Origin of the sequence: Pantoea dispersa, from assembly GCF_014155765.1 — a bacterium.
GTDB lineage: Bacteria > Pseudomonadota > Gammaproteobacteria > Enterobacterales > Enterobacteriaceae > Pantoea > Pantoea dispersa.
On sequence record NZ_SCKT01000002.1, the window covers coordinates 19315 to 32416 of the forward strand.

The 13102-nt window shown below is 59.2% G+C and carries 15 protein-coding genes; 8 read left to right on the forward strand and 7 right to left on the reverse strand.

Going from position 1 to position 13102, the window contains the following annotated elements:
* Position 1: 1 nt before the first annotated feature.
* From H7K56_RS06760 to H7K56_RS06770, 3 genes are all read right to left on the reverse strand, one after another.
* The gene (locus H7K56_RS06760) at positions 2 to 1003 is read right to left on the reverse strand and encodes an ABC transporter permease (RefSeq protein ID WP_164861075.1); all 1002 of its coding nucleotides are present in this window, start codon (positions 1001 to 1003) and stop codon (positions 2 to 4) included.
* A gap of 18 nt (positions 1004 to 1021) precedes the next feature.
* On the reverse strand, positions 1022 to 1768 hold the full coding sequence (locus H7K56_RS06765; protein ID WP_170264737.1) for an ATP-binding cassette domain-containing protein: 747 nt from the start codon (positions 1766 to 1768) through the stop codon (positions 1022 to 1024).
* A 360-nt stretch (positions 1769 to 2128) separates the two neighbouring features.
* On the reverse strand, positions 2129 to 3166 hold the full coding sequence (locus H7K56_RS06770; protein WP_150360250.1) for a LacI family DNA-binding transcriptional regulator: 1038 nt from the start codon (positions 3164 to 3166) through the stop codon (positions 2129 to 2131).
* Between the two features lie 339 nt (positions 3167 to 3505).
* On the opposite strand from H7K56_RS06770, the gene H7K56_RS06775 reads away from it, so the two are divergent.
* A complete protein-coding gene (locus H7K56_RS06775) occupies positions 3506 to 4456 on the forward strand; it encodes an ABC transporter substrate-binding protein (RefSeq protein ID WP_058758765.1) in 951 nt (316 codons plus the stop codon).
* A 35-nt stretch (positions 4457 to 4491) separates the two neighbouring features.
* Here H7K56_RS06775 and H7K56_RS06780 read toward each other — a convergent pair whose 3' ends face one another.
* Complete coding sequence (locus H7K56_RS06780; protein ID WP_150360251.1) at positions 4492 to 5355, reverse strand: PfkB family carbohydrate kinase; 864 nt, start codon at positions 5353 to 5355, stop codon at positions 4492 to 4494.
* A 27-nt stretch (positions 5356 to 5382) separates the two neighbouring features.
* On the opposite strand from H7K56_RS06780, the gene H7K56_RS06785 reads away from it, so the two are divergent.
* Genes H7K56_RS06785 through H7K56_RS06815 form a run of 7 tightly spaced genes read left to right on the forward strand, consistent with a single transcriptional unit; the run spans position 5383 to position 11872 of the window.
* Entirely contained in the window at positions 5383 to 6228 is an 846-nt protein-coding gene (locus H7K56_RS06785) for a BtpA/SgcQ family protein (RefSeq protein WP_150360252.1), read from the forward strand.
* A complete protein-coding gene (locus H7K56_RS06790) occupies positions 6228 to 6884 on the forward strand; it encodes a TenA family protein (protein ID WP_059012261.1) in 657 nt (218 codons plus the stop codon). Before H7K56_RS06785 ends, H7K56_RS06790 begins: the two co-directional genes overlap by 1 nt.
* Positions 6877 to 7644, forward strand: coding sequence for an ATP-binding cassette domain-containing protein (locus tag H7K56_RS06795; protein ID WP_059012259.1), 768 nt, complete (start codon positions 6877 to 6879; stop codon positions 7642 to 7644). Before H7K56_RS06790 ends, H7K56_RS06795 begins: the two co-directional genes overlap by 8 nt.
* Before the next feature lie 24 nt (positions 7645 to 7668).
* Positions 7669 to 8640, forward strand: coding sequence for an autoinducer 2 ABC transporter substrate-binding protein (locus tag H7K56_RS06800; RefSeq protein ID WP_058758760.1), 972 nt, complete (start codon positions 7669 to 7671; stop codon positions 8638 to 8640).
* Positions 8641 to 8651: 11 nt separating this feature from the next.
* The gene (locus tag H7K56_RS06805; protein WP_058758759.1) at positions 8652 to 9593 is read left to right on the forward strand and encodes an ABC transporter permease; all 942 of its coding nucleotides are present in this window, start codon (positions 8652 to 8654) and stop codon (positions 9591 to 9593) included.
* The gene (locus tag H7K56_RS06810; protein WP_150360253.1) at positions 9590 to 10534 is read left to right on the forward strand and encodes an ABC transporter permease; all 945 of its coding nucleotides are present in this window, start codon (positions 9590 to 9592) and stop codon (positions 10532 to 10534) included. The genes H7K56_RS06805 and H7K56_RS06810 overlap by 4 nt, the downstream gene beginning before the upstream one ends.
* A gap of 3 nt (positions 10535 to 10537) precedes the next feature.
* Complete coding sequence (locus H7K56_RS06815; protein WP_150360254.1) at positions 10538 to 11872, forward strand: M20 family metallopeptidase; 1335 nt, start codon at positions 10538 to 10540, stop codon at positions 11870 to 11872.
* Positions 11873 to 11922: 50 nt separating this feature from the next.
* Here the strand turns inward: H7K56_RS06815 and H7K56_RS06820 are convergent, their stop codons facing one another.
* The 3 genes from H7K56_RS06820 to H7K56_RS23305 all read right to left on the reverse strand — a co-directional run.
* The gene (locus H7K56_RS06820) at positions 11923 to 12210 is read right to left on the reverse strand and encodes a type II toxin-antitoxin system RelE family toxin (RefSeq protein WP_058770149.1); all 288 of its coding nucleotides are present in this window, start codon (positions 12208 to 12210) and stop codon (positions 11923 to 11925) included.
* Positions 12207 to 12458 (reverse strand): type II toxin-antitoxin system Phd/YefM family antitoxin, encoded by a 252-nt coding sequence (locus H7K56_RS06825; protein ID WP_104093611.1) that lies wholly within the window; start codon positions 12456 to 12458, stop codon positions 12207 to 12209. Before H7K56_RS06825 ends, H7K56_RS06820 begins: the two co-directional genes overlap by 4 nt.
* Positions 12459 to 12588: 130 nt before the next feature.
* Positions 12589 to 13102: molybdopterin cofactor-binding domain-containing protein (locus H7K56_RS23305; protein ID WP_259395367.1), on the reverse strand; the 514-nt coding region annotated here is incomplete at its 5' end.

Here is a 13102-nt window from a genome sequence, read left to right on the forward strand (position 1 = left end):
GCTATCCTTTGGCGGGCGCGCGGCTCGGGTTGAGAATGCGGGTGTTGAGCCAGATGGCGAGCAGAATGATGGTGCCAGTGGCGATCTGGGTATAAAACGGCGAGATATGCGACAAAATCAGGCCGTTCTGGATGATGGCAATCGACAGCGCGCCGAGCAGCGTACCGATCACGGTTCCAAAGCCGCCAAACAGGCTGGTACTGCCCAGCACCACCGCGGCAATCACCTGCAGTTCAAAACCTTCGCCCTGGTTAGAGGAGCCGCTGCCGAGGCGTGCGGTGATGATCATGCCAGCCAGCGCCGCCGCCATGCCGCTAAGAATGTACACTTTCATGGTCACCGCTTTAGTATTGATACCGCTGCGGCGTGCACCTTCCGCGTTGGCACCGATGGCGGTGACGTAGCGGCCAAAGCGCAGGTGATTAAGCACAATGTGACCGGCCAGCAACACCACGATGCCGATCAGCGCCGGCATGGGAATCCCCAGCACCCAGGCGCGACCCATAAAGGTGAACAGGCTGTCAGCCGGCACCGGGATCGAATAGCCCTGCGTCACCAGCAGCGCAATGCCGCGCACCACCGCCAGCGTGGCCAGCGTGACGATAAATGCCGGTATCCCTTCCCAGGCGATAAAGAAGCCGTTGATGGCGCCCACCAGCGCACCGAGCAGCAGCCCGCCAATCAGCACCACCGGCCACGGCAAGCCCCAGTTATTGAGCGCAATGGCCGACAGCGCACCCACCAGCGCCAGCGTCGAGCCGACCGACAAATCGATGCCGCCGGTAGTAATCACCAGCGTCATCGCGGTGGCGACGATCAGCAGCGGCGCGCTTTGCCGGATGATATTCAGCCAGTTGGTACTGGTAAGAAAGTTGCTGGTGATCAATGAAAACACCACGCAGCAAAAGACAAAAAACAGCGCGATGCTCACCACACCCGAATGGTTATGCAACAAACGGCGCGGCAGAGAGTGCTGGATCATGCGTGAACTGCCTAAATTCATGATGCTCATCCTGTTACCTCAGTGTGCTGCCGCGGACTGCGCGGTAAATTTCTCACCCACGATCAGGTTGACGATATCGCTCAGGCTGGTGTCCGCCACGCGGCGATCGGCCACGTTAGTGCCCTCGTACATCACCATGATGCGATCGCACACCAGGAACAGATCCTGCAGCCGATGGGTGATGAGAATCACGCTGACGCCGCGCGCCGACACGCGGCGAATCAGTTCCAGCACCGCCTCGACTTCCGCTACCGCCAGCGCGGCAGTGGGTTCATCCATAATCAGCACTTTAGGATCGAACGCAGCGGCACGGGCGATAGCAATCGCCTGACGCTGCCCGCCGGAGAGATTACGCACCAGCAGACGGGTATCGGGAATTGAGATGCCGAGGCCTTTCAGCATCTCACGCGCCTGCGCATGCATTTTGGCCTGATCGAGAAACGGCACGCCGAGGATGCGTCTGGTCGGTTCGCGGCCCATGAACAGGTTACCGGCCACGTCGACCGTGTCGCACAGCGACAGATCCTGATAAACCATTTCGATATGGCAACGGCGCGAATCCGCCGGATTGCTGAAATGCTGCTGTTCGCCATCAATGCGGATCGCGCCGCTGGTAGGGATCACCGCGCCGGACAGCACTTTGGTCAGCGTCGATTTGCCGGCACCGTTGTCGCCCACCAGACCGAGCACTTCACCGGGGGCCAGCTGCAGATTGACGCCGCGCAGAGAACGAATTGAGCCGTAGGTTTTGGTGATGTTAATCATCTCCACCCGGGCAGGAAGAGCTGGTAATTGCTGCATTGGATCACTCCCATCAACGCCTGTGGGAAATGTTTAGCCGGTCGGGAAAAAGAGGCTATCTGACACGATTTACAATCTAGTAAACCGGTTTACCTGTCAGATAAACCCTTAATTCGCAGCAACAGGGTAAACGCTACAATGATATTTACTCGCCAGGTATGACATTGCAGCATCCATGCCAGCCTGAATAACAGGCACTGCACTCGCGGCTAACTTGTTGTAATACATCGTATGTTATGTAATCAGCAAGTAAACCGGTTTACTCACTATACCGCTAACGGAAAAAATCGCTCACTTTTTGCGCCATGATTGTGCAGTTTTGCCTCATTTTGGGACATCGCTAACAAATCCCACCGAATCGCGACCAATCCATTCCACCGGTAAACGTGTCTCCATCGGGATGCTGCTGTCGTTGTTGAGCAGGCGCAGCATGATGCTCACCGCCGTATGGCCCAGCAGGCGCGCTGGCTGGCGGATGGTGGAGATACGCGGCTGGGTCAGATCGCTGTAGTTGGCGTCATCGAAGCCGACCAGCGACAGCGCCGCCGGTGCCTGCAGGCCAATGGCGCGCAAACCGTCGAGCAGTCCCAGCACCAGATAGTCACTGGCGGCGAATACGGCGGTAGGGCGCGGCGTGCAGCGGAACAGGTGCTGCAACGCCTGCTGACCAAATTCGCGCTCGTAGTTGCCATACATCACCCATTGCGGCGGTACGGTTAAACCGGCCTGCTGCATCGCGGTGCAAAAGCCAAGATAGCGTTCGCGCACGCTCATCAGCTGCTCCGGGCCGCCGATAAACGCAATTTGCGTGTGCCCGGCGGCGATCAGCTGCTCGGTGGCCATGCGGCCACCCTGCACGTTATCCGCAAAGACCTTCGGCACGTTACTGCCGGGAATGTCTTCATCCAGCAGCACCACATGGCGCTGGCGCTGGATCTCGTCGCGCAGCAGGCCGTTGTCCGGCCGGTTGGTGGTGAACAGCAGGCCATCCACCTGGCGCGTATCCAGCCAGCGGATAAACTGCGCCTCTTTGTCCGGGTTGTTGCGCGTGATGCACAGCACCAGACTATAACCGTGCGCTGACGCCGCTTCTTCGGCGGCATCCGCCAGTTCGGCAAAAAACGGGTTAGTAATATCCGGCAGCACCAGGCCCAGGGTTTCGCTGCCGCCTTTGCTTAAACGCCGCGCAAGAGAATTACCGCGATAGTCCAGCGTGCGGATCGCGCTTTCAATGCGGTCAACGGTGTCCTGCGGCAGCACAATACTGTGATTCAGATAGCGTGACACCGTGGCTTTTGACAGGCCAGCCAGCTTTGCCACGTCAGATAACAACACGCGTTTTGTACTCATCCATTTCGCCATGTTTGCCGGGGTGGCTTATCTGTAACACAGTTAAGCGCGACTAATACAGCGCTTTCCCGATTGCATTGCTGGAGAAATAAACACTTGACAAAAAAATTCGTCGGGCGAATTGTATAAAGCGTTTACCGCAGTACCGGGATTAACTTCCCAACCCGACATTGTTTTTTTCACCCCGCACTCCCAGTGGATGGGATGCCGAAAAAGATAACGCCGGCGGCATCAAAACACGGCATTATCGCCGTGCTCAGAATCATTGAACTGATATTTACCTGCCAAAAAAACGCTCAGCGGTACGTCGCTGAGAAGCGCTGGTTATTATTATTCCCGACGAGGAACTCAATGATGTCATCTTTCAGCGGAAAACTGCGTTCACTGTTCATTGCGAGTGGTTTACTCGCCGCAGGTTCATTATGCGTTCAGGCTCACGCCGCACCCACTTATGCGTTAGTCCAGATTAATCAGCAGGCGCTGTTTTTTAACCTGATGAATCAGGGCGCACAGGAAGCGGCCAAAGCCAGCGGTAAACAGCTGGTGATTTATAACGCCAATGATAATCCCGTGGCGCAAAACGATGCGATTGAAAACTATATTCAGCAGGGAGTGAAAGGCATTCTGGTGGATGCAATCGATGTCAACGGTATTATGCCAGCGATAAAAGAAGCCGCAGCGGCGAATATTCCGGTGATTGCGATTGATGCCGTATTACCTGCCGGTCCGCAGGCAGCGCAGGTGGGCGTAGATAACCTCGAAGGTGGAAAAATCCTCGGTAAATACTTTGTCGATTATGTTGCGAAAGAGATGGGCGGCAAAGCGCGACTGGGAATTGTCGGCGCGCTCAATTCGGCCATCCAAAACCAGCGCCAGAAAGGTTTTGAAGAGACGATTAAAAGCAACAGCCAGATAACGGTCGCCGATGTGGTCGATGGCCAGAATATTCAGGACAACGCCATGACCGCCGCCGAAAACCTGATTACCGGCAACCCGGATCTCACCGCGATCTATGCCACCGGCGAGCCGGCGCTGCTGGGTGCCATTGCCGCAGTAGAAAACCAGGGGCGGCAGAAGGACATCAAGGTATTCGGCTGGGATCTGACGGCAAAAGCCATCAGCGGCATTGACGGTGGCTACGTTACCGCCGTGCTGCAGCAGGATCCAAAGAAAATGGGTGAAGAAGCGCTGAAAGCGCTGAATAGCCTGACGGCCGGTAAAACCGTGAGCAAAACCATTCTGGTTCCGGCCACGGTGGTGACCAAAGCCAACGTCGATAGCTACCGTTCGCTGTTTAAGTAACCGCCAGGCGCAGACGTGAACGTCTGCGCCCAGGCTTAGCGCTGCGCCAGAATACGTTGCAATTCATCAGCATCGGGAAACGCGTTCAGTGTGCCGGTGCGACTGACGGTAATTGCCGCCGCCGCGCTGGCATGCTGCAGCGCCAGCAGGTCGGGCGCGACGCCGCGCAGCAGGGCAGACGCCAGCAGCACGGCGAGGAAGGTGTCACCGGCGCCGGTGGTATCGACGGCCGCGACGTTAATCGCCGGGCAGAACACGCGCTGATTGCCGCGTATCAGCAGCGCACCGGCAGCACCCTGGGTAATCACCAGCGTGTTAACGCCGGCGGGTTGCAGCAGATCGGCTTCCGGTTGATTGACCACCGCGATGTCAATCAGTGGCCAGAGATCGGCGAAGTCCGGATTGACCGGTGAAGGATTAAATACCGTGGTTAAGCCGTGCGCTTTTGCCCAGCTAAATAACCGGCGGGTTTTATCCGCAGAAAAATTGCCCTGCTGCAGCAGAATATCGCCGGCAGCGGCATCGGCTAAGTACACCAGGATAATATCGGCTGCCAGCGCGTCGGCCGCGGCGGTGGTAGTAATAATGGCATTATCGCCATCGCTGCTATTAAAAATAATTGAGGTGTCACTGTGAGCAGACAAAAACTGAGGCGGCAGTAGGGTTAATTTCTCGTGCCGGATGCGTTCGCGGATCCACTGGCCGTTAATATCATCGCCGGTGGCGCTAATTAAGCGCGTATCGATGCCGCAACGCGAAAGTATGATTGCCTGATTGGCGCCTTTGCCACCGATATCCTGCGCAATTTTTTTGCCATGAATTGAGGCGCCTTTTTCAGGGAGTTGATCAATGGACCAGGTTTCATCCACCACAATATTGCCTGCAACATAGACACGCATAGTTTTCTCGTTAATAAGGTGAAAGAGATGGCTTCTATATCAGCAGAAAAAAGTAACGCGATACAAGATATTTTTTCACGCAGTAAAGCGGTGATTGGGGTTATTCACTGTGATGCCTTTCCCGGCTCGCCGAAATATCGCGGTAAGCCGGTAAGTGAAATTATCGATTGTGCCCTGCGCGATGCGGATAATTATCTGGCTGGCGGCGTGCACGGTTTAATCGTTGAGAATCATGGCGATATTCCCTTTGCCAAGCCCGACGATATTGGTCCGGAAACGGCGGCATTTATGGCGGTGATCACCGATAAAATCCGCGAGTGTTTTGCTGCACCGCTGGGAATTAACGTGCTGGCCAATGCGGCAATCCCGGCAATTGCCACGGCATTAGCCGGCGGGGCGGATTTTGTGCGCGTTAACCAGTGGGCCAATGCCTATATCGCCAATGAAGGTTTTATCGAAGGGGCAGCCGCTAAAGCGCTGCGCTATCGCAATCAGCTGCGGGCCGATCACATCCGCGTATTTGCCGATAGCCATGTTAAACACGGCAGCCACGCGATTGTCGCCGACCGCTCGATTCAGGAGCTGACGCGTGACGTCGACTTCTTCGAAGCCGATGCGGTGATCGCCACCGGCCAGCGCACCGGCGACAGCGCCACGCTGAGTGAAATCGACGAAATCCGCGCCGCAACGGCCTTGCCGCTGCTGGTGGGCTCAGGCGTGACGCCGGACAACGTCTGCCAGATCCTTGGCCGCACGCAGGGGGTGATTGTCGCCAGCACGCTGAAAGTCGATGGCGTGTGGTGGAACCCGGTGGAACTGGCGCGCGTGAAGCACTTCATGGCGGTGGCGCAGGCTGCGCTGGAGGAGGCGTGATGGAAAGCTTCAGCGATCGGCTGCTGACGCAGCATCAGGCGCTGTGGCAGGCGATGCAGCAGCACCGCTTTGTCGTCGACATTGAGCACGATCGGCTGCCGGACAGCGTGTTTAATCGTTATCTGGTGTTTGAGGGTAACTTCGTCGCCACCGCCATCGCTATTTTTGCGCTGGCGGTGAGCAAGGCGCCCGGCATTCGTCAGCAGCGCTGGCTAATTGGCGTGCTCAATGCGCTGGTGGATACGCAAATCGCCTGGTTTGAGGCGGTGCTGGCGCGGCGCGGCATTCAGCCGGCGGATTATCCGGACGATCTGCCCGGCGTCAGCGCATTCCGCGATGGCATGCTGAAAGTCGCGCAGCAGGGCAGCTACACGGAAATCATCACCCTGATGTTCGGTGCCGAGTGGATGTATTACCACTGGTGCCTGCGTGTCAGCGCGCAATCGCAGCAGGACGCTGACGTGCGCCGCTGGGTAGAGATGCATGCCGAAGACGAGTTCCATCAGCAGGCGCAGTGGCTGAAAACCGAGCTGGACCAGTGCGCACTGACGCTCAGCGCGGCGCAACAGGCGCAGCTATCGCAGCTTTACGCCCGCGTGCTGCAGTGGGAGATCGATTTCCACAGCGCGGCTTACCCGGAGAGCGCCCATGACTAGCTGTTTCATCGAAGCGCGCAACATTGGCAAACGCTTCGGCGCGTTAACGGCGCTTAGCCAGGTCAATCTGTCGATCCATCGCGGTGAAGTGCTGGCGCTGCTGGGAGACAACGGCGCGGGCAAATCGACCTTTACCAAGGTGTTATCCGGCGCGTACAGCGCCAGTGATGGCGAGCTGTGGGTAGACGGCAGGGAGGTGAAATTCACCTCGCCGCGTCAGGCCGCCGATCACGGTATTGCCACCATCTATCAGGAGCTGGCGCTGGCAGAGAATCTGTCGATCGCCGAGAACGTGTTTCTTGGCCGCGAGCTGAAGCGCCGCGTGCTCGGCATTCCGTTTCTGCGCCGCCGCGCGATGCGCGAAACGGTGGATCGACTGCTGACCGAGCTCGATGCGCACATTTCCGATGCCGAAGCGGCGGTCGGCAGTCTGTCCGGTGGCCAGCGTCAGGCGGTGGCGATCTGCCGCGCACTCAATCTCAACGCGCAGCTGGTGATCATGGATGAACCCACCGCCGCGCTGGCGGTCGCGGAGACGCAGAAAGTCCTGCAGCTGACGCGCCGCCTGGCGGAACGCGGCTGCGCCGTGGTGCTGATCAGCCACAACATCAGCGATGTGTTTGCCGTGGCCGATCGCATGGTGGTGTTTCGTCGCGGCCGCAAAATCGCCGAGCGCCGTCACGCGGACACCACGCCAGACGAAATCGTTGCACTCATTACCGGTGCGCATCCTGATGCGCGCATTTTCGAAAACACCTAAGCACTCACACCAAGGGAAATCATCATGCATCGCATTGCTACTGCTGTTTGTTCGCTGTCGTTGCTGGTATCGGGTTACGCCTTCGCGGCACAAAAGGTGGCCTTCGTGCCGCAAATCATCGGTATTCCCTATTTTCAGGCGATGGAGGCGGGCGGCAAGCGCGCCGCGCACGATCTCGGCGTGGAGTTTGTCTACAGCGGTCCGGTAGATACCAACCCGATGGATCAGCTGCAGATCGTGCAGAACCTGATTGCGCAGAAGGTCAATGCGATTGGTATCAGCGTGCTGGATGCCTCCAGTATTGCGCCGGTGATGGCGCAGGCGCAGGCGAGTAATGTGCATCTATTCACCAGCGACAGCGATGCGCCCGACAGCGGGCGGCCGGTCTATGTGGCGCAGGCCACCGATGAGGGCCTGGGCGATACGGTGATCGATGAGATGGTCAAACGCGTCGGCGAGCGCGGCAAAATTGGCATCGTCTCCGGCGAAGCCACCGCGTCAAACCTCAACAGCTGGATTGGCTTTATGCAGCAGCGGGTGAAAAGCAAATACCCGCACATTACGCTGCTCAAACCCCAGTACGCCGGCGGCTCCGCCAGCCGCGCGGCGCAAATCACCACCGATTTGATGTCCGCTAACCCCGATCTGAAAGGGGTGATTGCCATGGCCTCTACAACCTGTCCGGGCGTGGCGCAGGCCATCGAAACCGCCGGCAAAAACGGCAAGGTGATTGGCAGCGGTTTCTGCAGCCCGAACACCGCGCGCGCCTACCTGAAAAGCGGGGCGTTTGGCTACACCGTGCTGTGGGACCCGGAAAAGCTTGGCTATCTGACGGTGTGGGCGGGCAAACAGCTGATCGACGGGAAAGCGTTTGCCGCCGAAAATCACGTTCCCGGCTTTGCCCAACCGGTGACCTTTGACAGCAAAACCGGTGTGCTGCTGCTCGGCAAGCCGGCGGTGTTCACCAAAGATAACGTCGACCAGTTCAAATTCTGACGAGGCCTGTGATGCATATGACTTCGCGGGAAATCGTCCTGCTGGCGATCGCCGTGCTGGCTGGCGCCTGCTTTACGTGGTTTTCGCCGTGGTTTGCCACCGCTGACAACCTGCTGACCATTCTGCGCAACAGCAGCGAACTGCTGTTGATCGCGCTGGGTATGACGCTGGTGATCGCCATGGGCGGCGTCGATGTGTCGGTGGGCGTGGTGATGGGCGTGGCCGCGTGGGGCGTCGGACAACTGCTGATGCTGCAATCCCCGCTGCTGGCGGCGCTGGCCGGACCGCTTATTGGCCTGCTGGCAGGGCTGATCACCGCGCTGGTGGTGGTGATTGGCCGCATTCCGGCAATTGTCGGCACGCTGGGGCTGTTCGGCGTCTGGCGCACGGCGCTGTTTGTGCTGCTGGGCGGGCAGTGGCTTTCCGGTCTGCCGGGCGATCTGACGCATGCGCTGATGCGGCCTTTGCTGGGGCTGCCGCTGATGGCCTGGCTGATTGTCGCGGCCTGGGCGCTGGTGTGGCTGGCGCTGCGCCATACGCCGTACGGGTTATGGCTGCTGGCCGCCGGCAACTCCGAAGAAAAAGCGCGGCTGGCGGGCATTCCGGTAACCCAGGTGCGTGTCGCGACCTTTGCCCTCAGCGGCGTGCTGTGCGGCCTGGCCGCCACCTGCTACATCGCCACCTATCGTAACGTGGAGATGACCGTCGGCGGCACGCTGGCACTGGAGGCGATTGCCGCGGTGGTGCTGGGCGGCACGCGCATTACCGGCGGCTCCTGCAGTCTGCTCGGCACGCTGCTCGGCGTACTGCTGTTGCGCATTCTGCAAAATGGCCTGCTGCTGATTGGCGTGCCCTCGCTATGGCAAACCGTGGTTACCGGGGCGGTGCTGTTGCTGGTGCTGAGCAGCGAAGCAGCCAGTGGGCGGCTGTTATCGCTAAGGAGGCTGGCATGAAACTGTGGCGCAAAGCCCCCGATCTGACGCTGCTGCTGGCGCTGTGGCTGTTGCTGCTGGGCGCCATCGCGATTGTGCTGCCGCAGATGCTGGCGGCATGGTCGCTGACCTCCATCCTGCAGTTTGCCACGCTGCTATCGCTGGTGGCGCTCGGGCAGTCGCTGGTGGTGATGACTGGCGGCGGCGGCATTGATTTGTCGGTTGGCGGTAACGTTTCGCTCTCGGCGGTCATCGGCATGCTGGCGCTCGATCAGGGTATTGCGCCGGGCTGGCTGCCGCTGATTTGCCTGCTGAGCGGTAGCCTGGCTGGCGCGCTGAACGGCCTGCTGGTGGCGCGCTTACGCCTCTGGCCGCTGATCGTTACGCTGGGCAGTTTTTATCTGTTCTCCGGCCTGGCGCTGGCATTAACCGGCGGTGCGGCGCTGGCCGGCGTGCCGCCGCTGCTGACGCAGTGGGGCCGGGCGGCCATGCTGTCCGTTCCGTTGCCTTTTTTAACCTGTGTCATCCCGGCGTTTCTGCTGGCGTGGCTGATCATCAGCAACAGCGCGTGGGGCAAATGGATCTACGCCTGCGGCTTCAATGAGCACGCCACGCGGCTGGTGGGCATTCCGGTCGATCGCCTGCGGCTGCTGGTTTATTGCCTGAGCGGCGCGCTGGCGGGCTGCGCCGGCTTTATTTCCCTGTGCTGGCTCGGCAGTGCCCGCCCGGAAATCGGCGTCAATCTTGAGCTGGAATCGCTGACCGCCGCGCTGCTGGGAGGCGTGGCGATCTTTGGCGGGCGCGGCAGTGTCATCGGCGTTCTCGCCGCCGCGCTGATGCTGGTCACCCTCAAAACCTGCATGTTGCAGCTGGGGCTGAACAGCGTGTGGCAACTGGGCGTGGTGGGCATGCTGTTAATCATGGTGTTAATGGCACAACGACTTTTTATCTATCGGAGATAACACATGAGTCTGACTGAAAAAATTAGCGCACACGTCGATGCCAGCGCGCAGCGTATCGCGCAGACATTATGCGACCTGCTGGCATTTCCCTCGGTGGTGAAAGTCGATCCGCGCGAGGCCGGGCCAGGCGAGCGCGACTGCCAGCACTATCTGCAGCAGCGGCTGATGGCGCTGGGCATGGACACCGATCTGTGGGATCCGGATGGCCCCACGCTGTACCAGAAGTATCAGGGCCGCCCGGGCGCCAATAAAGGCCGCACCTTTGAAGGCCGTCCCAATCTGGGCGGCACCCTGAGCGGATCCGGTGGCGGCAGGTCGCTGATGCTTACCGGCCATATTGACGTGGTACCACCGGGTCCGGCTGAGCACTGGCACAGTGATCCATTTGTGCCGGAGATCCGCAACGAGGCGGTGTATGGTCGCGGCGCGGTCGATATGAAAGGTGGCGTGGCCTGCATGCTGATGGCGGTGGAGCTGCTGCAGGATCTCAACGTGCAGCTGGCCGGCGACGTGGTGTTCACCACGGTAGTGGATGAAGAGATCGGCGGCATGGGCTCGCTGGCAATGGTGGATCGCGGCTTCAAAGCCGATGCCGGTATCATGACGGAGCCCACTGCCAATCGCATCGCGCCGATTTGCCACGGCATTTTGTGGGCGCGCATCATCCTCGATGGCATCGGCGGTCATGCGGAATTAACGCCGAACAGCTGGGACAGCAGCGGTCCGGTTGATGCCGTGATGTTGTGTCGCCAGATGCTGGACGGGCTCGATGTGCTGAACCGCCGCTGGCAGACGCAGCCCGACAAAAACCATCCACTCATGGATCTGCCCAACCAGATTATCGTGACGCAGCTGAAAGTGGGCGAGCACCCGGCGTCAATTGCCGGCCGTGCCGAGATCGTCATAGACGTGCAGTATCTGCCGGCAGAAAAGGATGAGATGGGGCTGGGCGGTAAGGTAAAACAGGAGATTGAGGCGCACGTGGCGAAGGTGTGCGCGCTGGATCCTTACCTGGCAAAGCATCCGGCGCGCGTGGAGTGGATACTGGACGCCGACTGCGCCGAGATCCCGGCCGATCATCCTTTTGTCAGCGCTTTTCAGCAGGGCGTGAGTGACGCGGCACTGAGCCCGCAGCTGGCCGGCTTTGGTGCCCACAGCGACATTGGCCTGCCCAGCACGCTGGGCCAGACGCCGACGGTCAACTTTGGTCCCGGCGATCCGGCGCTGTCGCATCAGCCTAACGAACATGTGCCGATTGCCGATCTGGTGGCCTGTACCAAAGCCATTGCGCTGACGCTGGTGCACTGGTGCGGGCTGGCTAAGGAAGCGGGGCGCTGAGAGCATTAACCAGCGCAGTGACGCTGGCCGCAGAGGGCCGGCGTCACGCATTAGCGCATTCTGTCACTGGCAAGATGATAAACGTCGCTGCGCTCGCGTTTACCCACCGCGACCACGGCGATGATCAACTGGTCATCAATCACCTGATAAACCAGGCGAAACCCGGAAGCCCTGAGTTTAATTTTGTAGCAGTCTTTAATGCCACGCAATTTGGCTGAGGGGATATGAGGATTTTCACAACATTTTTTGAGCTTTTTGGCAAACTGCTGCTGAATGGCTTTATCCAGCTTATGCCACTCCTTCAGGGCTTCTTCCCTGAACTTAACTGTCCATGTCACAGAAAGCTGTCCAAATCCACGTCAATCAGCGGCTGCTGTTGGCGTTCAGTTACCTTTTTAACCAGTTCCTGATCGTCCAGCGCTTCCAGCATTTGCTCGTAAAGTTGTGCGGGAACACAATAAAAGGCGGGCTGATTACGATTGAGAATCGCCACCGGCAAGCCTTCTCCCGCATTGACGGTCGCCATAGGATTCTTTTTTAATTCACTGACGCTGGCGCTCATATCGCTGAGAATGATGTTTGGCATACGTCTCTCCAGACTGGTTAACAGGTCTCAATATTATCAGCTTGATGACCTGTTAACCAGTCCTGACGGCTTAGCCATTCACATTTTTCCCCCTCCGCCAGCCCGCATGCATTGGCGGAGGGGGCCTGCATTACGGCTGGTCAGGCAGCGCGGCGAGTAACTTATCCAGCGTCACCGGATAGTCTCTCACCCGGACGCCGGTTGCATTGTAGACCGCATTAACCAGCGCAGCACCGACGCCACACAGCCCCAGTTCACCGACGCCTTTGGCTTTCATCGGCGAAGAGACCGGATCGGTGTCATCGAGGAAAATCACCTCCTGCTCAGGCACATCGGCGTGTACCGGCACTTCATAGCCTGCCATGTCGTGATTGACGAAGTAGCCGAGCCGGGTGTCCACCGCCAGCTCCTCCATCAGCGCGGCGCCGAGGCCCATGGTCATCGCGCCGATCACCTGACTGCGCGCGGTTTTGGGGTTGAGAATGCGCCCCGCGGCACATACCGCCAGCATGCGCCGCACGCGCACTTCGCCGGTGGCGCTGTCGACCGCCACTTCGACGAAATGGCCGGCAAAGGTGGATTGCTGGAAGGTTTTATCCAGATCGCCGAATTCCATGGTCTCTTCCGCCATCAGCGGACCCGCC

What these genes read in the sequence shown, in the direction of transcription:
- H7K56_RS06795 (WP_059012259.1), top strand. Translation starts at nt 6,877, where the DNA reads ATGACTAGCTGTTTCATCGAAGCGCGCAACATTGGCAAACGCTTCGGC.
- H7K56_RS06770 (WP_150360250.1), bottom strand. Translation starts at nt 3,166, where the DNA reads ATGGCGAAATGGATGAGTACAAAACGCGTGTTGTTATCTGACGTGGCA.
- H7K56_RS06790 (WP_059012261.1), top strand. Translation starts at nt 6,228, where the DNA reads ATGGAAAGCTTCAGCGATCGGCTGCTGACGCAGCATCAGGCGCTGTGG.
- H7K56_RS06775 (WP_058758765.1), top strand. Translation starts at nt 3,506, where the DNA reads ATGATGTCATCTTTCAGCGGAAAACTGCGTTCACTGTTCATTGCGAGT.
- H7K56_RS06765 (WP_170264737.1), bottom strand. Translation starts at nt 1,768, where the DNA reads ATGATTAACATCACCAAAACCTACGGCTCAATTCGTTCTCTGCGCGGC.
- H7K56_RS06815 (WP_150360254.1), top strand. Translation starts at nt 10,538, where the DNA reads ATGAGTCTGACTGAAAAAATTAGCGCACACGTCGATGCCAGCGCGCAG.
- H7K56_RS06785 (WP_150360252.1), top strand. Translation starts at nt 5,383, where the DNA reads ATGGCTTCTATATCAGCAGAAAAAAGTAACGCGATACAAGATATTTTT.
- H7K56_RS06780 (WP_150360251.1), bottom strand. Translation starts at nt 5,355, where the DNA reads ATGCGTGTCTATGTTGCAGGCAATATTGTGGTGGATGAAACCTGGTCC.
- H7K56_RS06825 (WP_104093611.1), bottom strand. Translation starts at nt 12,458, where the DNA reads ATGCCAAACATCATTCTCAGCGATATGAGCGCCAGCGTCAGTGAATTA.
- H7K56_RS06800 (WP_058758760.1), top strand. Translation starts at nt 7,669, where the DNA reads ATGCATCGCATTGCTACTGCTGTTTGTTCGCTGTCGTTGCTGGTATCG.
- H7K56_RS06805 (WP_058758759.1), top strand. Translation starts at nt 8,652, where the DNA reads ATGCATATGACTTCGCGGGAAATCGTCCTGCTGGCGATCGCCGTGCTG.
- H7K56_RS06760 (WP_164861075.1), bottom strand. Translation starts at nt 1,003, where the DNA reads ATGAATTTAGGCAGTTCACGCATGATCCAGCACTCTCTGCCGCGCCGT.
- H7K56_RS06810 (WP_150360253.1), top strand. Translation starts at nt 9,590, where the DNA reads ATGAAACTGTGGCGCAAAGCCCCCGATCTGACGCTGCTGCTGGCGCTG.